The organism is Pseudomonas sp. R15(2017) (assembly GCF_002112685.1).
GTDB lineage: Bacteria > Pseudomonadota > Gammaproteobacteria > Pseudomonadales > Pseudomonadaceae > Aquipseudomonas > Aquipseudomonas glycinae.
This window is the reverse complement of the sequence record NZ_NEII01000017.1, coordinates 1-23620: the sequence shown is the minus strand read 5'-3', so window position 1 is coordinate 23620 and position 23620 is coordinate 1. Positions and strand designations below refer to the sequence as shown.

Annotated in this window: 15 protein-coding genes; 9 read left to right on the top strand and 6 right to left on the bottom strand. The window is 60.4% G+C overall.

What is annotated here, in order from left to right:
• Positions 1-23: 23 nt before the first annotated feature.
• From CAF77_RS26915 to CAF77_RS26900, 4 genes are all read right to left on the bottom strand, one after another.
• Positions 24-482, bottom strand: a complete 459-nt coding sequence (locus CAF77_RS26915; RefSeq protein ID WP_064380472.1) for a hypothetical protein — start codon at positions 480-482, stop codon at positions 24-26.
• A complete protein-coding gene (locus CAF77_RS26910) occupies positions 482-9040 on the bottom strand; it encodes a DUF637 domain-containing protein (RefSeq protein WP_064380474.1) in 8559 nt (2852 codons plus the stop codon). The genes CAF77_RS26915 and CAF77_RS26910 overlap by 1 nt, the downstream gene beginning before the upstream one ends.
• A gap of 25 nt (positions 9041-9065) precedes the next feature.
• Positions 9066-10772 carry a ShlB/FhaC/HecB family hemolysin secretion/activation protein gene (locus CAF77_RS26905; protein WP_085655652.1) on the bottom strand — a complete coding sequence of 569 codons (1707 nt, stop codon included), beginning with the start codon at positions 10770-10772 and terminating at the stop codon, positions 9066-9068.
• 237 nt (positions 10773-11009) lie between these two features.
• On the bottom strand, positions 11010-11459 hold the full coding sequence (locus tag CAF77_RS26900) for a helix-turn-helix domain-containing protein (RefSeq protein ID WP_085655651.1): 450 nt from the start codon (positions 11457-11459) through the stop codon (positions 11010-11012).
• A gap of 184 nt (positions 11460-11643) precedes the next feature.
• Between CAF77_RS26900 and CAF77_RS26895 the strand changes: the two genes are divergently transcribed.
• From CAF77_RS26895 to CAF77_RS26870, 6 genes are all read left to right on the top strand, one after another.
• Entirely contained in the window at positions 11644-12462 is an 819-nt protein-coding gene (locus tag CAF77_RS26895; RefSeq protein ID WP_064380480.1) for an alpha/beta fold hydrolase, read from the top strand.
• Positions 12463-12721: 259 nt separating this feature from the next.
• Entirely contained in the window at positions 12722-14029 is a 1308-nt protein-coding gene (locus CAF77_RS26890) for an NAD(P)/FAD-dependent oxidoreductase (protein ID WP_064380481.1), read from the top strand.
• 58 nt (positions 14030-14087) lie between these two features.
• A complete protein-coding gene (locus tag CAF77_RS26885; protein ID WP_064380484.1) occupies positions 14088-14504 on the top strand; it encodes a RidA family protein in 417 nt (138 codons plus the stop codon).
• Positions 14505-14531: 27 nt separating this feature from the next.
• Positions 14532-15209, top strand: a complete 678-nt coding sequence (locus CAF77_RS26880; RefSeq protein ID WP_039766940.1) for a DUF1028 domain-containing protein — start codon at positions 14532-14534, stop codon at positions 15207-15209.
• The gene (argE, locus tag CAF77_RS26875) at positions 15206-16354 is read left to right on the top strand and encodes an acetylornithine deacetylase (RefSeq protein WP_085655650.1); all 1149 of its coding nucleotides are present in this window, start codon (positions 15206-15208) and stop codon (positions 16352-16354) included. Before CAF77_RS26880 ends, argE begins: the two co-directional genes overlap by 4 nt.
• 396 nt (positions 16355-16750) lie before the next feature.
• Positions 16751-18166, top strand: a complete 1416-nt coding sequence (locus tag CAF77_RS26870) for a cytosine permease (RefSeq protein WP_085655649.1) — start codon at positions 16751-16753, stop codon at positions 18164-18166.
• Positions 18167-18237: 71 nt separating this feature from the next.
• Here the strand turns inward: CAF77_RS26870 and CAF77_RS26865 are convergent, their stop codons facing one another.
• Entirely contained in the window at positions 18238-18735 is a 498-nt protein-coding gene (locus CAF77_RS26865) for a helix-turn-helix domain-containing protein (RefSeq protein WP_085655648.1), read from the bottom strand.
• Between the two features lie 99 nt (positions 18736-18834).
• On the opposite strand from CAF77_RS26865, the gene CAF77_RS26860 reads away from it, so the two are divergent.
• Together CAF77_RS26860 and CAF77_RS26855 are read left to right on the top strand one after the other, a co-directional pair.
• Positions 18835-19473: an isochorismatase family cysteine hydrolase gene (locus CAF77_RS26860; protein WP_064379376.1), complete on the top strand. Its 639-nt coding sequence runs from the start codon at positions 18835-18837 to the stop codon at positions 19471-19473.
• Positions 19470-21035 carry an aldehyde dehydrogenase (NADP(+)) gene (locus CAF77_RS26855; protein WP_085655647.1) on the top strand — a complete coding sequence of 522 codons (1566 nt, stop codon included), beginning with the start codon at positions 19470-19472 and terminating at the stop codon, positions 21033-21035. Before CAF77_RS26860 ends, CAF77_RS26855 begins: the two co-directional genes overlap by 4 nt.
• 88 nt (positions 21036-21123) lie before the next feature.
• Here the strand turns inward: CAF77_RS26855 and CAF77_RS26850 are convergent, their stop codons facing one another.
• Positions 21124-22005 carry a LysR family transcriptional regulator gene (locus tag CAF77_RS26850; RefSeq protein ID WP_064384043.1) on the bottom strand — a complete coding sequence of 294 codons (882 nt, stop codon included), beginning with the start codon at positions 22003-22005 and terminating at the stop codon, positions 21124-21126.
• Positions 22006-22108: 103 nt separating this feature from the next.
• On the opposite strand from CAF77_RS26850, the gene CAF77_RS26845 reads away from it, so the two are divergent.
• On the top strand, positions 22109-23500 hold the full coding sequence (locus CAF77_RS26845) for an aldehyde dehydrogenase family protein (protein ID WP_064379379.1): 1392 nt from the start codon (positions 22109-22111) through the stop codon (positions 23498-23500).
• Positions 23501-23620: the final 120 nt, after the last annotated feature.

Sequence of the window (23620 nt, the reverse complement as noted above, 5' to 3'; positions counted from 1 at the left end):
TCCACTTTTCCTTTGGCTAATGACTAGTCTTCTTGCTTTTCCCGTTTGAGCTCAATATCCAACGGTAAAACCATGCTAAGAGCATGCATCGAGGATTGAAAAATACAATGCCTCACTTGATCTGGAAGATCCGACAACTTTAAAGGAGCGACCGGCTTAGCGATCAGCTTATATCCTCCATCATTAAAAACATCATAGCTAAAGACCCCTCTACCGGCCATTTCAGAAAAAGACTTCAAATAACGTTGGCGCTCTATATCGCTATTAAACCCTGGTAGATTTTTCTCAACAATTTCAACACCACAACCAGCAGATATTGAAAAAATATAATCATATATTTCTTCGTAGGCTGAAATTGATTGCCTTACAAAATCCGGAACAAAACCGCGCCCACCTGTCGCGAAATGCAATACCGTTCCGTCCAGGCTCGACGCAAACCAGTCCAGATCATGGAGCTCCAAAAATTCCTGATCCATCTCCATCATTCTTCTCCGAACATGTTGATGCAGTTTTGACAACGAGGAATTACCTCACCGGTTCTAGGCCTGATTGCGGATGTAAACTTTATATCCTTAAGCTTTAGATGCGGATTATTCAGAAGCAACTCGTTTGCTGCTCTGAACTCTGCGCAACGTCCCAACGTATTTCCGCAAGCTGTTTTCACACCCAAACCACCCAAACGCTCTGCATATGCCTTGAGTTCTGGTGCGATTATATCCGGTACCGGACCATTCGAAGAAGCCACAACTTTCCCTGTCCAAGGATCTACAGCCCCAATGGCTGTCGCGGGCTTAAACTTACCAGTGAATGACCCAATAAAAATATCCAGCTGACTTCGAGCGTCATCGAGAAGCTTTGTTATCGGGGCAAAGAACTGATTGCCTGAGTCTGCGGCATCACTTTGGAACGTTGTATTCGGTCGCCCTATAGTGCCAGTACCTGCTGCTCCTCCTGACGATGTCACCCCAGGCGTGGCAACAGTTTTTGTATCGGCAACTACACCTGGCAGGTGAGTCTCAGTCCGGCCTATAACGCCAGTACCTGCAGTCTCACCTACCAAGGTGGTCTCGGTCCGACTAACAACACTGGTTCCCGCAGCCTCACCTACTAAGGCTGTCTCGGTCCGACCAACGGCATTTGCTGCAGTACCCAAACCTGCTGTGAGCACCGTCCCAGCAATTTCCGCATGATCACCCAACATCGTTTTGTGGGCAGAATTCAGTTCGTCTGTGTGGTTTGAATCCTGGAAATCCTGGACGATCCCACGCTCTTCGGCATTTAAAGCTCCGTTAGCGTCATAGTCCTCCAGCGCCAGCGTCCCACCTTCAGCAGCGGTCGTTTGGCCATTGCACTCGGCGAATCCCTCGCACTTGAACAATTCATTACCGCTGGTTTTTGCGCTTAATTTGGCATATTCATCTTTCACCTTTTGTCGGCAGGCAGCTGGATCTTGAGCGGTCCTACACCCCTTGAGGTCCTTGACGAGGTCGTCGACCTGCTGGTGATTCAGGAAGTTGTACTGAGTCGCGTTGTTCGTAATCCAAGACGCGACCTCCAATGACTCTTGGTCCGTATTGCCCAGCGCAGTAGCCGACAACACCCCAACAATCTGCGACCCCATCAGCAATAATTCAGGATTACCCTTGAACCACTTGTTCATCTCAACAACAAGCGCTTCGTTCGCACCAGCCGCCAATGCGCCTGTCGCGAAATCCCCGCCAGTCATTTCGGACAATAACCCGCCCACTGCCGCGTGAATGATGACTTTGCTGGCGGAACCATCACCAACAACGCCTTGGGTAAGATCCCCTACCAGGTTGAAACTGAACGCCGCTACCGTATTGAAAAGGGCGGTTTTCAACACGTCAGCGACGCTTGCATCGCCTCCCACTGCCTTGGTGATCAGCGCGGAGGTACCGCCTTGAATTATCTGGCTTCCCGCGAATCTGCCGACGCCTTCCCATGTCGCCAATGACGGCCCAAGCAACTTTCCGGTGTTAGGTTCGTATTTCAAACCCGTCAACTTAGTCAGGTACTCAGACATCAATCCGGCTGTCACGCCGGAAATGACGTAGCCCTTCAATGCATCGGGTGAAGTGACGTCCGCAAAAACAGCCCCGAGATTTCCGCCATTGTTGATGAAGCTGGTTGTTGCATTCGTAGCTGCTCCCGCCGCGACTGCGGCAAGGCCAGCAGCCCAGGCTGTCCCCATACTCGCACTCAGTGCGGTAAACGCAGCGGGGCCGACAAAGGCTGCCATGATGATTGCAATGATCATCTGCGAGGCCGGACCAAGACCCGAGTTGCTGTATTTGAACGACTCGTGAATCTCCTTCACTCGCCGCCAATCAACATCCCCCCGCGCTTCAGCATCCTTCAGCCACGCCAACTGCGGATCGGCCTTGACCATGGTGTCGATGGTCTGGCTGACCGACTCCTGGTTCACATCCTTGATATCAATCTTCAGCCCATCAACCGCCTTCAGCACGATGTTGCCCTTGGCAATCATCTGGGTCTGGCGCAGGGTTTCGTCGGTATTGCCGCGGCCTTTGGCGGATACCCACGCGGCGTTGTTGTTGGTTTTGGTGTGGCTCTCGTCATGCAGATCCTTCACCCCTTCAAAGGTGATGGAGCCGCCACTGTCGAGGATGATGTCCTTGCCGCTGTCGAGCTTCGCCACCTGATAGGTCTGGTCGCCCTTGCTGACCAGCGAGAGATTGCCGCCGGTCTTGATCTCGGTGCCGACGTGGGTGATCTGGGTGACTTCGTCGCGCTGTAGTTTCAGGTTGCCGAAGCCGCCCTTCTCCTTCATGTCATAGAGGGTGTAGTCCTTGTTCTGCGCGGCCAGCAGATTCAGGTCATTACCCGCGTAGACATAGGCTTCATTGCCTGCGCTGATCTTGCTTGCAACCAGCGTCGTATCGCGACCGGAGTTGGTCTTGACATCGCCACCGGCAATGAACTCGGCAGCCTTCTGGACAGTGTGGTTGTCTTCTTCGTGAACGCGTTTCTTGCCGTCCTTGCTGTGGGTTTCGAGGTTGTGTTCGTCGCCCGCCGAGGACAGGTAGATGTCGCGTTTGGCGTCGGCGGTCAGGTTGCCCTTGGCCTCGGCGGTGCTGGCCACGACATTGAGGTCGCGGCCGGCGTCGAGCTTCAGGTTGCCGCCGCTTTTCACGCTGGAGCCGAGGTTTTCCACGGTGGTGGTGATGACCGAGCGATGGCCGCCATCGAACGACTCGTGCAGTTCACTTTCGTTGCGCGTCGCCAACAGGTTGATGTCGCGAGTGGCGCTCAGGGTGGCGTCGCCGCCGCTGCTGATGGACGACGAGTTGACGAGGTCGCGGCCCGACTTGATGGTCAGCGTGTCGCGTGCGCTGATGTTGCCACCGTCGTCCACCAGGGTGCGCATACCGTTGCCGTCACGTACGGCGACGGCGGTGCGATCGTTGACGATGTCGCCCTTGAGGCTGGTGAGGCTGACCTGATTGCCGCGAATCTCGCCGGCCAATGCGTTGCGAATGCTGTCGGAGGCCATGAGCGTGATGCGCTCGTTGGCTTCGACCAGCCCGCCCTGATAAAGACTGCCTTTGACGTCGACAGACAGATCCTTGGTCGCCTGCAACGTGCCGACGTTGACCAGATCATTCCCCGCCATCAGTTCCAGGTCGCGACCTTGAATCAGACTGCCGCCACGCACGTTGCGTGACTCGGCCTGGGCCAGATAGAGCACCGGCACCAGCACTTTCTGACCGTCGACAACGCGTTCTTCCATCCAGACGATGTCGTGGGTCAATGCCGCCACCTGCTCGGACGTCAGGCTCACGCCTACCGACAGGTTCAGCTCATTCTTGCTGGCGAGCGCGTTATCCATCAGATAACGGAACTGCTCGTAATCGTTGTTCAGGCCACCAGCGAGGAAGCGCTGACCGGTCTGGGCCATCACTGCGTCGCTGATCAGTCGCGTCTCGTAGCGGCCATCGCCGAGTCGGCGCGCCGCTTCATCGGCGCTGAAGTCGAGTTTGCCCAGCAGGTAATCGGAACTCATGAACGGCGCGGATTGGGTCAGCTCCGGGTTGGTTTCGATCAGGTAACGGCTCTGCGGGTTCGAGCTCTGCACGAACATGCCGTACGGGCCTTTCGGCAGACGGAATGTCGAGGACGCCGTCGGATCCACAGCGGCAAACGGCACGCCTTTGAAGTCGACAGGCACAAAGCTGATCTGCTTCACGCCATCGGCGTCCACGCGCTCGATCCGGGTGACGTCTTTCGGCGCCTGGGCGCTGGCGTCAGTGCTGTGCTTGCCCAGGTTGATGTTGATGCCGCCGACCGAAGTCGTCTGATCGCTGGAGAGCTTGCCGGTCAGTTGATCGTAGGTGTTGTCGTAGAGCGTGCCGTTCTGGATGCTGTGAGCGACGTCCAGTTTGACTTTGCCACCGGCCTGGAGCACCGCCGAATAGACGTTGTTGCCGTTTTCATCCCAAGTGGTGACGTCACTCATCTGCGAAAAGCGTGAGTCGCTGGAGCGGCTGACCAGTTCGTTGAAGCGCTCCTCGTCGAAGTTGCCAGCGGCGACCGCCGCGTTGAAGGCCGGGATGTCGATGAATTCCATCTTGTCCCAGAGGCTGTTGTCGATGTGCCCGGGAGTACCGATCTTCACCACCCGATGACCCGAGCGCGACACGGCCCCCTGATTCAGCAGACTGTCGGCAGACACGGTCAGATCGCCGTTCGCGGCCAGCAGGCTGTAGCGGTTCTCGACGTTATTGGCATGAATGGTGAGGTTCTTGCCAGCGACAAACCGTGCTGCGCGAGAGTCCTTCAAGACCTGGTCGTTGAAATCGGTGGTGATGGTGATAGTGCCGCGCTTCCAGCCGTCACCGCCGCCGCAATGCTGACCACACACCCAGCTCAGGCTGCCGGACGACTGCCCCGAGGTCATCTCGAATTCGGCCTTGGCGTTTTCAAACGAAACGGCGTTGATGTCGATGTCACCTTCACCTTCAATGGTGCCCGACAGGTTGCTGAAGGATGAGGCCCGGCCACCGCCCACAGCGTCGAATGTCAGCTTGCCGCGGCTGTAGATATCGCCATAGAAGTTGCTCAGGCTGTTGCCGTGCAGCTCCATCGTGCCGCCGCTGAACAGCAGCGTGTCAGGGCCGTTGCTGATGCCGTTGGTGGCATTGAACAGAAGATTGCCTTGTGCGCCCAGCGTGCCTTTGTTGTCGATTCGGGCAGCGGAAACCGTGAGGTTCTGGTTGGCAATCAGTCGACCCAGGTTGTCGAGCGTGCCGCGCAGTGTCAGCTCGGTGTCGCCACCGCTGACCAGACGGCCATCCCGCTGAATCAGGTCGTTGGCGCCGATAACCAGTTTCTGTTTGGCGGACACCCGTCCGCTGTTGATCAGGTTGCCACCCAGGCTCAGCGTAAGGTCACCGTCGCTGGCCAGTTCGCCGGCGTTTTCCAGGCTTGCGACATTCAGTTTGAGCGACGAGGCACTGGCGATACGATCCCCGGCGTTGAGGGTCAACCCCTGCGTGCTGGTGTAGGTCAGGCCACCATTCAGTTGCCAGGTGCCCACGCCATTGACCGAAGCGATATCCCAAACGCCTTTGCCCAGGCCGGTGAGGCTGCCTTGAGAGCCGGTCAGGTTGCTCAGGTCCAGATCGAACAGCCCTTGAGCGGCGTGACGAACATTGCCGCTGAGGTTGTTGAGCTGGGCACCGGCAAGTTCCAGATCGTGGCTGCCGATCTCGATGACGCCGTTCTGGTTGTTCAGGTTGCCAGTCAGTTTGATCTGGCTGGAGGCGCCGCCCAGTGCGCGAATCTGCCCGCCAGCGCTGTTGTTCAGTTGGCCGCCGATCAGTTTCAGGTCCGTCGCCGACTCGATCAGGCCGCCCTGATTGAGAATCTGGCTGACCGCTTCAAGGCCCAGTCGATTGCCGCTGATCTCGCCGCCCGTGTTGTCCAGGCTGGTGCCATCGAAAACGACCTGGTCTTTGCCGAAGATCTTGCCGGCGCGGTTGGTCAGACGTGTCACCGTCAACTTCAAATCACCCAGCAGGCTGGAGATCAAACCGGCCTTGCCATTGACTGCGCTGTTGTCGAGGTCGGCGCTGGTGATGTCGAGGGTGTCGGCCTGCAGCGTGCCACCCTGGTTCTGCAGGTTTCCGGTGCCCAGCGCGAGTTCTGCGTGGCTGCCATTGGCGAGAATCGCGCCCTGCTGATTCAGCACGGTGCTGCCGACGATTTTCAGACCATCGCTGCCCGCAATGATCTGGCCCGCGTCACGGTTGTCGATGGACGTACTGGTGATGTCCAGACGCTGGCCGCGCAATGTGCCGCCGCGATTGTCGAGTTCGACCAGTTGTTCGAGCAGCAGGTGTTGCTCGGCGGCGTCGACCACGCCCGTGACGTTTTTGAAGACCCCGGCGATTTTCAGCGTAATGTCACCGCCCGTGCCGACGATGCCGCCCTTGTCGCTGTTGTTCAGTTCAATCGCGTTGACTTCAATGGTTTTGCCCAGCAGGACACCGGCACGGTTGTCGACCGTGTCGCTTTCGATGTACAGGTCAGCGTCGCTCTGGATCCGGCCCTTTTGATTAAGCAGTTGCGACTGACCGGCAACGGTTTGCTTGAGAATCAGCCGAGCGCCGTCAACACCCGCCGCCAACAGACCGCCCTCGCCGTTGTCGAGGCTGGCGGCTTGCAGGTCAAGGCGATCGCCGATCACCCGCCCGCCACGGTTGTCGATGTGGCCATTGCGAGCGACCAACAGCAATTGTTGCGCAGCCACCACGCCTTTGCGGTTGTCGACACTGTCGGCGTGAATATCTACATCACCCTGGCTGGCTTGCAGTCGACCCAAGGCATTGTTCAGGTGCTTGTTGACGACCAGTGTGAGCTTGCCGGCTTCGGCGCTGATAGTGCCTTTGTCATTGCTGGTGAGATTGTCCAGCGTCGCATCGACAACACCGCCGAGCAGTTGGCCGTTGGTGTTGTCCAGATCGCGTGCGGTCAGGTTCAGGGTCGTGTTGCCCTGAATCAGGCCCTGAGTGTTGTCCAGGTCTTCGCTGGCCAGCACGCTGTCATCGGATGAAATCGTGCCTTGGGTATTGTCGAGTTTGCCGCGACTGGTGAGCCCAAGTGTTTTACCGGTCAGGCTGGCATTGCGGTTGTCGATGCGCTGGGCCGCGACGTTCAAATGCTTCGATGCCTGCACCTTGCCGTCGTGGTTGTCGAGATCCTGATCCAGCGTCAGATCAACATTGCCGTTTTCGGCACTGATGACACCCTTGCTGCTGTTGTCCAGCCGAGTGCCGGTGATCCGAATCGAATCGGCGGCCAACGTACCGCCCTGATTGAGCAGCTCCGCACCCGATACGACGAGGTCGGTCTTTGCCTGGATCTTGCCTTTGCCGTTGTCCAGACGCTCGAGGGCAACGACTTTGGTGTCGCTTTGGCTTGCAGCAATCAGGCCGCCAGCGTTATTGAGTTGTCGGGTATCGATATCCAGACGTCCGGCGATGATCTTGCCGTCGTCGTTGTGCAGCGCCCGCGCATTGAGTTTCAAACTACCGCCGGCGATTTCAATCCGGCCTTTGCGGTTGTCCAGATTATCAACGGAGAGCGTTGCCGCCTGGCCATCGGCGAAGCGGATCAAGCCGCTGAGGTTGACGATGGCCGGGACGTTGAAAGCAAGACTGGTTTCGCCGTAGATCCGTGCGTCAGTACCTTGGTTGACCAGGCGAGTGGCGCTCAGCGCGACATTTTTGGCCTGGACGATACCGTTCTGGTTATCGAATCCGCCGGCGGCACTGGCGCTCAACGAACGACTGGCCAACACACTGCCACGGTTGCTCACGGTGCCGCTGTTGAGGGTGAGATCGCCATTGCTGTTGCGGCTGTTGTCCGCATTCACCCCGGCCTCGATCACGCCGGAATTGACCAGTTTGCCGCCACTGGTCAGGCGAACGCTGTCCCTGGCGGCAAGGCTTTGCTGGTTGACCAGATCCTGTGCGGTTTGCACCGCCAGTTGCGTGCCCGCGTAAACGGACTGCTGGGCTTCGAGACCCTTGGCTTTGATGTCGACCGCATTGCTGGCCGTGACTTTGGCCAGCGTCAGTTGGCCATTGGCGTCGATCTGGATATCGCCTGCGCTCGCCGCCAGTTCGCCTGCCAGTTTTACGCCGACACCGGCCTCGGTCCCGACCAGTTTGATTGCCCCGGCGTACATCCCGCCGAGTGCCGAAGAGTCGATCGCCAGCTGCGGCTTGGCGCTGCCGTCATCGGCACGCGCGGTGGCGTTGAGCGTTTCGGCGTTTACATCGTTGCGACCGGTGGTGATGTTCAGGCGTTTGGCGTGAATCTGCGCGTTGATCTGCGCACTGCGGGTGATGATTTCGAAGCTGTCGACAGCGCTGGCGTCCAGACCTTTGCCATCGATGGAAACGCTGCCCTGATCGACCTGGAAACGATCCAGCCGACCCGCGCCATCGAGTACCGGTTTACCGGTGGTGAGGGTGACGCGTGGTGTATTGATGAAGCCGCAACCGTTACAGCTGATGCCGTACGGGTTGGCGACGATCACCCGCGCTGACTGCCCCGCCACTTCGGTATACCCGCGTAACTGGCTCGGACTGCCACCGTTGACTTCGTTGAGGATGGTTTGCGCAGCTGCTGCGCGCAGATTCGGGTTACCGAGAATGATCCCGCCCATCTGCGTCAGCTGAGTTCGACTGGTCGCGTTGTTGAGGATCAGGCCTTGGGCGTCGACGTTGTAATCGTGGAACTGGTTGTGCGACAGCCCTGCGCCGTTGGGCGTGGCAATGTTGATGATCGGCACGCCGTTGCCCGCCCGGTCGAGCGTGGTGCCGGGCGCGCTGACCACAATACCGTCTGCCTGCGCCCACATCGGCTGCCAGAACATGACGTTGGCCAGCAGGAACGCCAGGCCGCGTTTGGGCATGCCCCAGAAGTGTTCACGGTTTTTTACGGCAGCAGAAGGCTGACTGGCCAGAAAGGCCAGTTGGCGGAAGTCCATAGCAGAATCTCGGAAAGGGCAAAAACTAGAGGAAGAAATCCACGCGGAAATAGATCGGCGCTTCGCGCTCGGTCAGCACGTCAGGGCGTTCCAGGGAATGGGCAAAAGTCACACTTGCTGCCACGTGTTCGCCACGCGCAAACAACTCCAGCGAGTTGCTCGACATGCGCCCGTGTTGCTCGCCGTTGTAACGGTCGCCACGGATCACGCCCTGGTCGTAGCCGAGGCTGGTGCCGTATTCGGCGAACACCGGGCGCAGCCATTCGGCGTTGATCGGGCGCGACCAGCGCAGGTCGTTGCGCCAGTAGCCGCCGCTGTCGCCAGACAGCGATTGATCCTTGTAGCCACGGATCGAAGACGACCCGCCGAGGCTGGTGCGCTGCGGGCTGAACAGCACGTCTTCGCTGCGCTGGCCGGTCATCAGGCTGCTGAAGCTGAAGGACTCGCCCCACACTTTGAATGGCTGCAGATAGCTCAGGGTTGCGGTGTATTTGCGGTAGCGCGCGTCAGGCTCGCCGGGGCCTGGATCGTGACTGCCCTGAGCGTCGAATGCACCGATACCTTCCTGCATGCCGGCGTCGAAGTTGACGAAGGCGCTGCCGATCCGCCGCCCATGGTTGAAGCCGAACTGTGCTTCGCTGATGCGGTTGCTGCTCAGCTTGAGCTTGCTGTCTTCGATGAAATTGTTGGTGCGCAGATACGACAGACCGGCGCTGAGAGAGGTCTTGCTGACCGAGTCGCGATGGATCACCCGCTCGGCGCGCAACTGATGGTTCTCGCTGTCGCCGGTCTGCTTGAAGTTGTAGCCGTTGGCAGCGATCTGCGAGCGGTACTCACTCTGGCTGTAGGTGTAGCTGAAGTTCCACCAGCCCCACGGCAGGTTGTAGTTGAGCATGGCGTTGTTGGAGGTGTGCTGATGATCGGTCATTGCGTCATGACCGCCGCGCAGACTCAATTGGTCGGCCAGGCCCAGCGGGCTGTCCCAGTCGAATGTCGTGCCCCACTGCTGCTCGCCGGTGCTGCGCTGGCCGTCGTTGCTGCGCGACAGCCCTGCGCGCCAGGGCTTTTGCGGAGTATTGGTGACCAGCACCTCACTGCCGCCAACGTTCTTGCCCGGCGAAAGCTCCATTTTTGCCTGATTGGACGGCAGACGATTGAGCTGATCGACCATCTGCTCGATCTCGCGCAGGTTCACCAACTCGCCGGCCTTGCCGGGAAACGCCATCGACAACTCACGCTCCGAAAGCTTGCTGTTGTCGGCGCCTTTCAAGCCCTCGAGTTTGCCTTCGACCACCAGTACTTTCAGGTGCCCGCCGGACAGGTCCTGTTGCGGCAAGTAGGCACGACTGGTGACCAATCCCTTCTCGATGTAGTGGTCGGTGATGACTTTCAGCAACTCGTTGAGCTGTGGCACGCCCAGGCACTGGCCGATGTAGGGCTTGAGCAGGCGAGTCCTGTCACTCTGCGACAGGCTGTCGGCGCCTTTGAGCTCGATGTCGTTGATCTGAAAGCAACGCGTGTCGGCGGGGGCTTCCGGCTGCGCCGGCTTGGCCTCTTTGCCGGGTAGATCCTTGAGCTCTTCGAGCCGGCGCTGCTGCTCTTCGAGCAGACGGTTCTGGCGTTCGCGAATCAGGTCGGTTTCACCGGGGGTGGGTGCTGCAAGTGCGGTTTGGAGCGGAGAAAGGCATAGCAAAGCCAGGCACAACCTCGCCACGAGGGCGGGTGAGGACATGTTCGATCCCTCGAGACGGAAAGCGATATCAGAATAGTGGCGCCATGTTAAAGTGCCACTATTCTGACGTCAATTTAAGGATTCACCGAAATAGTGTGGCCGACGAGCGGCATCGGTGAAATCGTCCGACTCCGACAGAGATGCAGGATGTTTCGTAGATCAACCAAGGAAAAACGGTCACCAAATCAGAGAACGTTCCGAAAAACGAAACATCCGACAGACCCCGCCGACTTCACCTCAGTGCTCAACAGCCCGTTTCGTCGCTACTTCGTCCGGTGCCAGAACTCGACCATCGGCTGACCGCAACTCAAGCTTGCGAATCGGTTGCCCCTTCTGCGCATCCACCATCACCGACCCCGCCTCACCCGGCTCGAACATGAACTCCCCCCCCCACTGCGACAACGCAACGATCACGGTTTGCAAGGCCCGGCCCTTTTCAGTCAGCACGTACTCCTTGTAGGCGCTGCCATCGGACGCCGGCGCCAGGCGCAGGATGTCGCGCTCCACCAGCCCTTTGAGCCGGGTGCTCAACATGTTCTTGGCGATTTCCAGGCTCTTCTCGAAATCGCTGAAACGACTGATGCCTTCCAGCGCGTCGCGGATGATCAGCAGCGACCACCAGTCACCGATCAGGTCCAGCGTCCGGGCAACCGGGCAGATGTTGCCCTCCAGGCTTTTGCGTTTCATTCAGCGCTCTCCAGCAAAACGGTCATCAAATCGTGGTTGCATCTTACAACTCTGACGCCCGCAGGCGTCTACGCTGATTGGCTGGCGAAACTTAGCACCTGCGTACAAGTAGACCAGACGCTTAACCGCGATAGTCAGCGATGCCATCCCGGCAACCACACACGCCCCGACACAAGGAGTTTTCATGAGCACGTTCAAGACCCAAGACGGCACCGAGATCTATTTCAAGGACTGGGGCAGCGGCAAGCCCGTTCTGTTCAGCCACGGCTGGCCGCTGGACGCCGACATGTGGGAATACCAGATGGAGTACCTGAGCAGCCGCGGCTACCGCACCATCGCCTTCGACCGCCGTGGTTTCGGACGCTCCGAGCAGCCGTGGACCGGCTACGACTACGACACCTTCGCCGATGACATCGCGCAGTTGATCGAGCACCTGGATCTGCGTGACGTGACCCTGGTCGGCTTCTCCATGGGCGGCGGCGATGTCAGCCGTTACATCGCGCGCCACGGCAGCGAGCGTGTCGCCGGGCTGGTGTTGCTGGGCGCGGTAACGCCGCTGTTCGGCAAGAAACCGGACTTCGCCGAGGGCGTCGACAAGTCGGTATTCGACGGGATCAAGGCGGGTCTTTTGAAGGATCGCGCGCAGTTCATCGCTGACTTCAACACGCCGTTCTATGGCCTCGATAAAGGTCAGAAAGTTTCGGACGGCGTGCTGACACAAACCCTGAACATCGCCCTGCTGGCCTCGCTCAAAGGCACCGTGGATTGCGTCACCGCGTTCTCGGAAACCGACTTCCGTCCTGACATGGCGAAAATCGATGTACCGACCCTGGTGATCCATGGTGACGGCGACGTCATCGTGCCATTCGAGACCACCGGCAAACGCGCCGCCGAGCAGATCAAGGGTGCCGAGCTCAAGGTTTATGCCGGTGCGCCGCACGGTTTTGCCGTGACCCATGCTCAGGCACTGAACGAAGACCTGCTGGCGTTCCTCAACCGTTGAGTTCGATGTAAATCGAGCGCCATCTGAAAAGGGCCGTCGACACACCTGCCGATGGCCCTTTTTTCCATGCCCCGGATTTCGGCGAAAGGGCCAAGCCCCGTGTTTACGGGGCTTTCAGGCCTCTGCATCACGTTTTTATCTTCACATGCCAGCTTAATAATATTTTACCGATAACCACCCCCTCCCTAGTCTGATCCCAAGCACAGAGAACAGGTCGACAGCGACCTGAATCCAACGGCCTCGTGAGAAGGGATCAGAGATGACCACTGAAATAATAAAAACAGACACGCTTGTTGTCGGCGCCGGTCAAGCGGGTGTGGCCATGAGTGAACACCTGAGCAAACTCGGTGTGCCGCACCTGGTGCTGGAGCGCAACCGCATTGCCGAACGCTGGCGCACCGGGCGCTGGGATTCGCTGGTGGCCAACGGCCCGGCGTGGCACGACCGCTTTCCGGGGATGGAATTCGATGATGTCGATCCGGACGGTTTCGCCCACAAGGAACGCGTCGCCGACTACTTCGAAGCCTATGCGAAGAAATTCAATGCGCCGATCCGCACCGGCGTCGATGTGAAAAGCGTGGTGCGCAATGTCGGGCGTCCGGGCTTCACCGTCGATACCTCCGAGGGCGTGATCGAAGCGGCCCGCGTCGTCGCCGCCACCGGCCCGTTCCAGCGTCCGGTGATCCCGGCGATTGCGCCGAAAGATGAGCGTCTGCTGCAGATCCACTCGGCCGACTATCGCAACCCGCAGCAACTGCCGGCCGGCGCAGTGCTGGTGGTCGGTGCCGGTTCGTCGGGCGTACAGATCGCCGATGAGTTGCAGCGCTCGGGCAAGCAGGTTTACCTCTCGGTCGGCGCCCACGACCGCCCTCCCCGCGCTTACCGCAACCGTGATTTCTGCTGGTGGCTGGGCGTGCTCGGCGAGTGGGATCAAGCCGCGATGAAACCCGGCCGCGAGCACGTGACCATCGCCGTCAGCGGCGCCCACGGTGGCCGCACCATCGACTTCCGTGGCCTGGCCCATCGCGGCATGACCCTGGTCGGCGTCACCGAATCGTTCAGCAACGGCGTGGTGACCTTCAAACAGGACCTGCGCGACAACCTCAAGCGCGGCGACGAGAACTACCTCGCGCTGCTGGATGCCGCCGACGCCTACATCGAACGCAACGGTCTGGATCTGCCACTGGAACCGGAAGCCCGAGAAACTTATCCGGATCCTGAATGCGTGAAAAACCCGCTGGCCGATCTCGATCTGGCCGCCGCCGGCATCACCTCGATCATCTGGGCCACCGGGTTTGCCGTGGACTATTCCTGGCTGAAAGTCGCCGCGTTCGATGACAACGGCAAGCCGCAGCATCAGCGCGGCGTGTCCAGCGAAGCGGGCGTGTATTTCCTCGGTCTGCCGTGGCAGTCGCGACGCGGTTCTTCGTTCATCTGGGGCGTGTGGCACGACGCCAAGCACGTGGCCGATCACATCGCCACCCAGCGCAAATACCTGGCCTATCGCGATGCCGAACAACGCGAAGCCGCGCTGCACAACCACGCTGTCGACACCGTCGACGCTTGATTTCCCTCTTCAATCCCGGCGTCCGTCGCGCCGGGTCCGATTTCGTCAGGAGCCGCACATGAGTCAGCCAACCCACACCCGCATCCGCATGTTCAACACCAAGGACACCTACCCGAACCAGACCCTGGACAACGACCTGTGCCAGGCCGTGCGCGCCGGCAACACCGTGTATGTGCGTGGTCAGGTCGGGACCAATTTCGAGGGCGAACTGGTCGGCCTCGGCGACCCGCGCGCGCAGACCGAACAGGCCATGCGCAACGTCAAGCAACTGCTCGAAGAGGCCGGCAGCGACCTCAGCCACATCGTCAAGACCACCACTTACCTGATCGACCCGCGCTACCGCGAGCCGGTGTATCAGGAAGTTGGCAAATGGCTGAAGGGTGTTTTTCCGATCTCCACCGGACTGGTGGTGTCGGCACTGGGCCAGCCGCAATGGCTGATGGAAATTGATGTGGTTGCGGTGATTCCCGAGTAATTCGACCTTAGCGAAAGGAGGCCACACATGACATTTTCCATCGCCGCCCGTTGCCCCGAAACCGGTCAGTTCGGCATCGCCATCAGCTCCTCCAGCATCGCCGTCGGCGCCCGCTGCCCGTGGCTGTTGCCGGGTGTTGGTGCGGTGTCGAGCCAGAACATCACTCTGCCGTCCCTCGGCCCGGAAGTGCTTGCCCTGATGGAACAAGGCCTGGCGCCCGAGGCGGCGCTGGACAAGGTGCTGACCCGCAACGGCTACAGTCAGTACCGGCAGATCACGGCGATCAACCACCTCGGCCAGACCGCGCATTTCAGCGGCGCGCAGACCTTGGGCGTGCACAACGCCGTGTCGGGCGAGCAATGCGTGGCGGCGGGCAACATGTTGGCCGGGCGCTCGGTGATCGAAGCCATGGTCAGCGCGTTCGAAGAAGGCGAAGGCCAGTTGGCCGATCGCCTGATCAAGGCCTTGCACGCCGCTCAGGCCTTGGGCGGTGAAGCGGGCCCGGTGCATTCGGCAGCCGTGGTCGTGGTCGGCGAGTTGACCTGGCCCATCGTCAACCTGCGGGTGGACTGGGCCGATGAAGACCCGATCGGCCAACTGCAAAAACTGTGGGACGCCTATCGCCCACAGCTTCAGGACTACATCGACCGCGCCCTCGATCCGGCAAAGGCGCCGGGTTATGGAGTTGCCGGAGACGACCGATGAGCGACAGCGTCGCGTTGCTCAAGACGCTGGTGGGGTTCGACACCACCAGCCGCGAGTCCAACCTGCATTTGATCGACTTCGTACGCAGCTATCTCGAAGGTTTCGATGTGCCGTGCGAGCTGATCTACAACGATGAGCGCAGCAAGGCCAATCTGTTCGCCACGATTGGCCCGGCCGATCAGCCGGGCATCGTGCTGTCGGGACACACCGATGTGGTGCCCGTCGATGGCCAGCCATGGACGCTACCGCCGTTCGAACTGAGCGAACGCGACGGCAAGCTTTACGGTCGCGGCACCGCGGACATGAAGGGCTACATCGCCTGCGTGCTCGCGTTGGTGCCGTCGTTGATCGAAGCACCGCTGCGTATGCCGGTGCACATTGCTTTGTCCTATGACGAAGAGGTCGGTTGCCTCGGCGTGCGTTCGCTGCTCAAGGTGCTGGAGCCGCGTCCGGTCAAACCGCTGTTGTGCATCATCGGCGAACCGACCGAACTCAAACCGGTACTCGGGCACAAGGGCAAACTGGCCATGCGCTGCGATGTCCAGGGTCATGCCTGTCACTCGGCTTACGCGCCACTTGGGGTCAACGCCATCGAATGCGCCGCCGAGCTGATCGGCGAGCTGGGACGCATCGGTCGGCAGCTCAAGGATGAACACCTCGACCCGCGTTTCGACCCGCCGTATTCCACCGTGCAAACCGGCGTGATCAGCGGCGGCAAGGCGCTGAACATTGTCCCCGCCGATTGCCGTTTCGACTTCGAAATCCGCGCCCTGCCCTCGCAGGATCCGGCGGTCGTTGCGCAGCAACTCAAGGCCTACGCCGAGCAGCAAATGCTGCCGCGCATGCGGGCGGTCAGCGAGCAGAGCGATATCCGTTTCAGTGAATTGTCAGCCTATCCGGGGCTGGCCACCGATGCCCGAAGCCAGGCTGCGCAATTGATCGCCACATTCTGTGGCTCGGACGATTTCGGCACCGTGGCGTTTGGGACCGAAGGCGGCTTGTTCGACGCAGTGGGGATTCCCACGGTGGTGTGCGGTCCCGGCAGCATGGATCAGGGTCACAAGCCGGACGAGTTCGTCAGCGTCGATCAGCTCACGGCCTGCGATGAGATGCTGCAACGAATGCTGGCGTCAATTCGCCTTTGACACCTGCCCCATGCTGGGGGGGCGGACTTGGTCCGGGCGGCGCTCCGATGATGGGGTCAGATCAGTCTCTGCTTATGTTGAGGCTGATGGCCTCTTCGCGGGCAAGCCCGCTCCCACAGTAATCCAGCGACTGGCACAGATTTTCGATGTGCCGCCACCGACAGACAGCTGCTCCTGGGGAGGTCGGCTGCGTTCGCGCTTGCATGCACGAAAGACCCGAAACAGAGCGGTTACGACAGAAAAAAGAAGCTCGTTTTTTTAACGCCTGAAGCAACAAAACTACTAATTTATCTCTGCCCTTTCCTTGCCCATGATCAACCCCAACAAGAAATGCGCCGTCCGTGCCGGCGCTCACTGAAGTACGTCCACGTACTCGTCCTTGCCTTGGAGTTCGTCATGGCCACCCCTGCATCAACGTCCGCACCGCTCATTGAAAAACACACGATCGGCTACGTGCCGCCCGAAGATCGCCACGGAAAGGTTCGGGATCTGTTCACCCTCTGGTTCGGCGGCAACATCGCGCCGTTGCCCATCGTCACTGGCGCCTTGGGCGTGCAACTGTTTCACCTGAATCTGGTGTGGGGCATCGTCGCCATTCTGGTCGGCCATCTGGTCGGCGGTGTGCTGATGGCGCTGCACTCGGCGCAAGGCCCGCAGATGGGCATCCCGCAGATGATCCAGAGCCGTGCGCAGTTCGGCTCGCTCGGCGCACTGCTGGTGGTGTTGATTGCCGGCGTCATGTACATCGGCTTCTTCGCCTCCAACATCGTGCTCGCCGGCAAATCCCTGCATGGCGTGGTCGACAGCGTTCCGGTGCCGGTCGGCATCGTCATCGGCGCGCTGGGTTCGGGGATCATCGGCATCATCGGCTACCGCTTCATCCACGTGCTCAACCGCATCGGCACCTGGGTCCTGGGGATCGGCATCGTGGTCGGCTTCGGCTACATCCTCACCCACATCCAGACCGATGATTTCCTCACTCGCGGCAGCTTCAACCTCTCGGGCTGGCTCGCCACCGTGTCGCTGGCGGCGCTGTGGCAGATCGCGTTTGCGCCTTACGTGTCGGACTACTCGCGCTACCTGCCGGCGAATGTGCCAGTGGCGGCGACCTTCTGGACGACTTATCTGGGTTCGGCGCTGGGTTCGAGTCTGTCGTTCGTGTTCGGCGCCGTCGCCGTGCTGGCAACGCCAGTGGGCTTGGACACCATGGACGCGGTGAAACTCGCCACCGGCGCCATCGGCCCGCTGATGCTGGTGCTGTTCCTGCTCAGCGTCATCAGCCACAACGCCCTCAACCTGTATGGCGCGGTGCTGTCGCTGATCACCCTGGTGCAAACCTTCGCCTACCGCTGGATTCCGACCGCCAAGAGCCGCGCAGTGATTTCGATCATCGTGCTGCTGGCCTGCTGCTTCGCTGCGGTCGGCGCTTCGACGGACTTCATCGGCCACTTCGTCGACATGGTGCTGGTATTGTTGGTCGTGCTGGTGCCGTGGACCGCGATCAACCTGATCGACTTCTACGCCATCCACAAAGGCCAGTACGACATCGGCTCGATTTTCCAGGTCGATGGCGGCATCTACGGCCGTTACAACCCGCAGGCCTTGCTGGCTTACGCGATCGGCATCGCGGTGCAGATTCCGTTCATGAACACGCCGCTGTACGTCGGGCCGGTGTCGGCGCACATCAACGGCGCGGACCTGTCCTGGCTGGTTGGCCTGCTGGTGACCTCGCCGCTGTATTTCTGGCTGGCGACTCGTGACAGTGCTTATCGTCGGCGGCTGACTTGCGGAAAACTGGCGAACAATCTGTAAGTCATCCGTTTTGCGCTGACACGCGAAGGCCCTCGCAAATGAGGGCCTTTTTTTGTTTTGGATGGAGCCGTCTATTTCGTTTTGAACGCCTCACGCCGCGCCTGCCGTTCGGCGGCGTACGCCTCTTGCGGCTGGCTGATCAGATCCTCACGACGCAACACTTCGCCGCAGTGATCGCACACCGGCCCAAGGCCCGCGCTGTGATTGCAGTTCTTGTGGGTCATGTTCACCGCCAGCCCCTCCTCCGGCGATTTGCACCAGGTCTCGCCCCAGGCGCGCAACGCAATTATCACCGGGTAAAACGCCTCGCCCTTCGCGGTGAGGTGGTACTCGTAGCGTTTCGGCCGCTCGTTGTACAAGCGACGCTCGACCAACCCGTCGGCCTCGAGGCTTTTCAGACGGGCGGCGACCATCTGCGGCGTACCGCCGGTCTGGACCAGGATCTCGTCGTAGCGATGGCTGCCCATGAACAATTCGCGCAAAACCAGCACCGTCCAGCGGTCGCCGACGATCGCCTCGGCCCGGGAAATCGGGCACAGCGTGTCGGGAAGACTATCGTTTACAGCCATCAGGGCTTGCCTCTTTCACAGTTACTATGATTATCATATTGACACGATGCGGGAACAAGCCCTGAGCATCGATCACTCTCATTGCCGGAGTCCATCGTCATGTCGAAACCTCTCTATCCGCTCGACAGAACCGCCTACCTGCTGGTCGATCCGTACAACGATTTTCTCTCCGAGGGCGGCAAGATCTTTCCGCTGCTCAAACCGATGGCCGAGCAGAACGGCCTGCTCGACAACCTGCGCAAACTCGATCGCGCCGTGCGGGCCCTGCCGATTCCGGTCGTCATCGTACCGCATCACCGCTGGGTAAAAGGTGACTACGAGAACTGGGATCACCCCACCCCGACCCAACAAAAGATCATGCACATGCACCACTTTGCGCGCGGCGAATGGGGCGGTGAATGGCACCCGGATTTCGCACCGAAGGATGGCGACATCGTGGTTCAGGAACACTGGGGCTCCAGCGGTTTCGCCAACACCGACCTGGATTTTCGTCTGAAACAGCAAGGCATCACCCATGTGATCATCGTCGGCCTGCTGGCCAACACCTGCATCGAAGCCACCGCCCGTTACGCGTCGGAACTCGGCTACCACGTCACGCTGGTGCGCGATGCGACCGCTGCGTTCAAAGAGGAAATGATGCACGCCGCCCACGAACTCAACGGCCCGACGTTCGCCCATGTGATCACCACCACGGACGAACTGATCGCCAACCTTCAGTCGCAGGGTGAAGCGAAATGAATCTGACCGGACATCTGCTGATCGGCGCCGCTGACGTGTCCGCCACCGAAGGCACGATGAAAGCACTGAACCCGGCAACCAACCAATTGCTCGAACCGGAATTCGCCCTCGGCGGTGCGGCGCAGATCGATCAGGCGGCAACCCTCGCCGATGCGGCCTTCGACAGCTACAGCCACACTTCGCTGACCGAACGTGCGGCGTTTCTCGACAGCATCGCCGACAACCTCGACGCCGTACGCGAAGAACTGGCTGCCCGCGCCGCACTGGAAACCGGCCTGCCCCAGGCACAACTGGAGGGCGAAGCCGCCAAGGCCGCCACCCAGTTCCGCCAGTTCGCCGACGTGGTGCGCAAGGGTCGCTTCCTGCAATTGGCGATCGACCCGGCGCAACCCGATCGCCAGCCGCGACCACGGATGGATCATCGCCTGCAAAAAATCGCCATCGGCCCGGTGGCGATCTTCGGTGCGAGCAATTTTCCGATCTCCTATTCGGTGGCCGGCGGCGACACTGCGTCGGCACTTGCGGCCGGTGCGACGGTGATTCTCAAGGCGCATAACGCACATCCCGGTGCATCGGAAATTCAGGCGCGCGCCATCCGCAAAGCGGTGCAGGCGCATGGTTTGCATGAAGGGGTTTTCTCCATGGTGCGCGGTGGTAGTAACGCGATCGGTGAAGCGCTGGTCGATCATCCTTTGATTAAAGCGGTGACCTTCACCGGTTCAGAGGTGGGCGGTATGGCGCTTTATCGTCGCGCGCAATTACGGCCTGATCCGATCCCGGTGTTCACCGAAATGACCAGCGTCAACCCGACCTTCATTTTGCCCGCCGCGCTGGCCGCGCGTGGCAGTGAGATCGGCGATGGTTTTGTCGAGCGAATGCTGGTGAATGTCGGGCAAGCCTGCTTGTGCCCGTCGATCCTGATCGCGGTCGAGAGCGAAGGTCTGCAAGCGTTGCGCAGCGCCATGATCAAGCGGGTCAGTGAAGCGCCGGCGCGTACGATGCTGACGCCGGGGATTCACGGTTCATACGTCAAAGGGCTGGTGGCAATGGAACGCGTGGGGGCGAATCTGGTGGCGGTCGGCGCGCCGTCGGATGGCCAGTTTGAGGGCCGCTCGGCGTTTCTGGAAGTCAGTGGCCAGCGTTTCCTCAGTGAGCCTGCGCTGGCCCATGAAGTGTTCGGCCCGGCTGCACTGCTGGTGACGGTCAACGATGAGGAAGAGTTGCTGGCAATTGCCCGTTCGTTCAAGGGTCAGTTGAGCGCAGCCATTCACCTTGAAGACCGCGATCTGGATCTGGCCCGGCGTCTGCTGCCGATCCTCGAACGCCGCACCGGACGCATCGTGGTCAACGCCTTCGCCCATCCGCAGGAAGTGACCTTCGCCACGATGCACGGCGGGCCGTTCCCGGCCACCTCGGACAGTCGCTTCACCTCGGTCGGCATGAGCTCGATCGAGCGCTTTTTGCGGCCGGTGGCGTATCAGGGGTTTCCCGATGCCTTGCTGCCGGAGGTATTGCGCGACGCCAATCCACTCGACCTGCCCCGCAGCATCGACGGGCAATGAAAAATGCCCGGTTCGGCGGGTCACCGAACCGGGCACTTTTTTCAATCAAATGAACAGATCTTCAGGGGAACGCCCCGGACCCCAAGCATCAATTCTCTTCTGCACGCACCACACCGCGCTCCTCCAGCAAACGCACAAACATACTCAGACTGCGCGAAACCGTACCCCGCCGCCACACCAGCCACGTCGTCAAATAGCGAAAATCCGCCGCCAGCGGCCACACGCTCACCGTCGCGCAGCCGGGCATGCTCTGCAGCATGCTGCGCGGCATCAACGCCAGACCGGCGCCCGCGCTGACGCAGGCGAGCATGCCGTGATAGGACTCCATTTCGAAAATCTTGCCGGGCACGGCAGCGTCGGTGCTGAACCATTTTTCGAAGTGATGGCGATAGGAGCAGTTCGAGCGGAACGCATAGATGTTCTCGCCGTTCACGTCTGCTGCGCGCTGGATCGGCCCGTGCTGAAGCGGCGAGATGATGACCATTTCCTCTTCGAATGCCGGGATGCCTTCCAGCGCCGGGTGCAGGATCGGGCCGTCGACGAACGCAGCCGCCAGACGCCCGGAAAGCACACCGTCGATCATCGTCCCGGACGGACCGGTCGACAGGTCCAGATCGACCTTGGGGTGTTGCTGGTTGTAGGTCGCGAGCAAACCGGGAATCCGCACAGCCGCCGTACTTTCCAGCGAGCCCAGCGGGAACGCGCCTTGCGGTTCCTCGCCGGCCACCGTGGCGCGGGCTTCCTGGACCAGGTCGAGAATGCGTCGCGCGTATTCAAGAAAACTCCAGCCGGCCGGCGACAGGCGCAAACGGCTTTTCTCGCGGATGAACAGGTCGACGCCCAGATCTTCCTCCAACTGCTTGATGCGCGTCGTCAGGTTCGACGGCACGCGATGGATCTGCGCCGCCGCCGCGCTGATGCTGCCGTGTTCTGCAACGGCCTTGAAGATTTCCAGTTGCACCAGATCCACACTCATTCTCCAATCGTGAAAGAAACGCTCTTTATTATTCAGTTTCCAGAAACCAAACGCCACCCTACTCTGAGCGCATCCACTGACCTCGCAGGACGACGCCATGAGCCCGATTTCCAGCCAGACCCACGCCATCTCGATCAATCCCGCTACCGGCGAGCAGATCGGTCATTACGCTTTCGAATCCGCCGAAGCCCTCGACGCTGCGCTGACCCGCGCCGCATTCGGTTTCAACAAATGGAAACGCAAACCGCTGCAGGATCGCTCCCGCGCCCTGACCGCGCTGGCCGGGGCCCTGCGGGACAGCAGCGAAGCCATGGCGACCATGATCACCCGGGAAATGGGCAAGCCGATCGCCCAGGCCCGTGGCGAAATCGAGAAATGCGCCAAGCTCTGCGAGTGGTACGCCGAACACGGCCCGGCCATGCTCAACGCTGAAGCGACGCTGGTCGAAGGCGGCAAGGCGCGCATCGAGTATCGCCCACTCGGCCCGATCCTCGCCGTGATGCCGTGGAACTTCCCGATCTGGCAAGTGCTGCGCGGTGCGGTCCCGGCGCTGATCGCCGGCAACACCTACGTGCTCAAGCATGCGCCGAACGTGATGGGCAGCGCCTATCTGTTGCGCGATGCCTTCACCCGCGCCGGTTTCGCCGATGGCGTGTTCGAAGTGATCAACGTCACACCGGAAGGCGTGTCCAGCGCCATTGCCGACCCGCGCATTGCCGCCGTAACCCTGACCGGCAGCGTCCGCGCCGGCATGGCCATTGGCGCACAGGCCGGTGCCGCGCTGAAGAAATGCGTGCTGGAGCTGGGCGGTTCCGATCCGTTCATCGTGCTCAATGACGCCGATATCGACGAAGCCGTGCAAGCAGCAGTCATCGGTCGTTACCAGAACTCAGGGCAAGTCTGCGCCGCCGCCAAACGCCTGATCATCGAAGAAGGCGTGGTCGAAGAGTTCACCCGCAAATTCGTCGAAGCCACCCGTCAGCTGAAGATGGGTGACCCGTTGTCCGCCGACAACTACATCGGCCCGATGGCCCGTTTCGATCTGCGCGACGAACTCGATCAACAAGTGCGCGACACCCTCGAAGAAGGCGCCACCCTGCTGCTCGGTGGCGGCAAGGCCCAAGGCCCCGGCAATTACTACGAACCGACCGTGCTGGCCGATGTCACCGACCGCATGACCTCGTTCAAACAGGAACTGTTCGGCCCGGTGGCCTCGATCATCACCGCCCGCGATTGCGCTCACGCCGTGGCCCTGGCCAACGACAGCGAGTTCGGTCTGACCGCCACGATCTACACCGCCAACATCGCTCTGGCTCAGCAACTGACCAGCGAACTGGAAACCGGCGGCGTGTTCATCAACGGTTACTCCGCCAGCGACCCGCGCGTGACCTTCGGCGGCGTGAAGAAAAGCGGTTTCGGCCGTGAGCTGTCGCACTTCGGCGTGCGCGAGTTCTGCAATGCGCAGACGGTGTGGCTGGATCGCCGCTGATCCGGTCGATCCGATAAACCCTGTGGGAGATTCTATGTTGCAGGGGAACCCTGCAACCTTAAATTGGGTTGGTATTCGCTCTGATTTTTCATGAGGGCGAATGCCACCCGGCAAAGCTTA

What these genes read in the sequence shown, in the direction of transcription:
- CAF77_RS26915 (WP_064380472.1), bottom strand. Translation starts at nt 482, where the DNA reads ATGGAGATGGATCAGGAATTTTTGGAGCTCCATGATCTGGACTGGTTT.
- CAF77_RS26910 (WP_064380474.1), bottom strand. Translation starts at nt 9,040, where the DNA reads ATGGACTTCCGCCAACTGGCCTTTCTGGCCAGTCAGCCTTCTGCTGCC.
- CAF77_RS26905 (WP_085655652.1), bottom strand. Translation starts at nt 10,772, where the DNA reads ATGTCCTCACCCGCCCTCGTGGCGAGGTTGTGCCTGGCTTTGCTATGC.
- CAF77_RS26900 (WP_085655651.1), bottom strand. Translation starts at nt 11,459, where the DNA reads ATGAAACGCAAAAGCCTGGAGGGCAACATCTGCCCGGTTGCCCGGACG.
- CAF77_RS26895 (WP_064380480.1), top strand. Translation starts at nt 11,644, where the DNA reads ATGAGCACGTTCAAGACCCAAGACGGCACCGAGATCTATTTCAAGGAC.
- CAF77_RS26890 (WP_064380481.1), top strand. Translation starts at nt 12,722, where the DNA reads ATGACCACTGAAATAATAAAAACAGACACGCTTGTTGTCGGCGCCGGT.
- CAF77_RS26885 (WP_064380484.1), top strand. Translation starts at nt 14,088, where the DNA reads ATGAGTCAGCCAACCCACACCCGCATCCGCATGTTCAACACCAAGGAC.
- CAF77_RS26880 (WP_039766940.1), top strand. Translation starts at nt 14,532, where the DNA reads ATGACATTTTCCATCGCCGCCCGTTGCCCCGAAACCGGTCAGTTCGGC.
- argE (WP_085655650.1), top strand. Translation starts at nt 15,206, where the DNA reads ATGAGCGACAGCGTCGCGTTGCTCAAGACGCTGGTGGGGTTCGACACC.
- CAF77_RS26870 (WP_085655649.1), top strand. Translation starts at nt 16,751, where the DNA reads ATGGCCACCCCTGCATCAACGTCCGCACCGCTCATTGAAAAACACACG.
- CAF77_RS26865 (WP_085655648.1), bottom strand. Translation starts at nt 18,735, where the DNA reads ATGGCTGTAAACGATAGTCTTCCCGACACGCTGTGCCCGATTTCCCGG.
- CAF77_RS26860 (WP_064379376.1), top strand. Translation starts at nt 18,835, where the DNA reads ATGTCGAAACCTCTCTATCCGCTCGACAGAACCGCCTACCTGCTGGTC.
- CAF77_RS26855 (WP_085655647.1), top strand. Translation starts at nt 19,470, where the DNA reads ATGAATCTGACCGGACATCTGCTGATCGGCGCCGCTGACGTGTCCGCC.
- CAF77_RS26845 (WP_064379379.1), top strand. Translation starts at nt 22,109, where the DNA reads ATGAGCCCGATTTCCAGCCAGACCCACGCCATCTCGATCAATCCCGCT.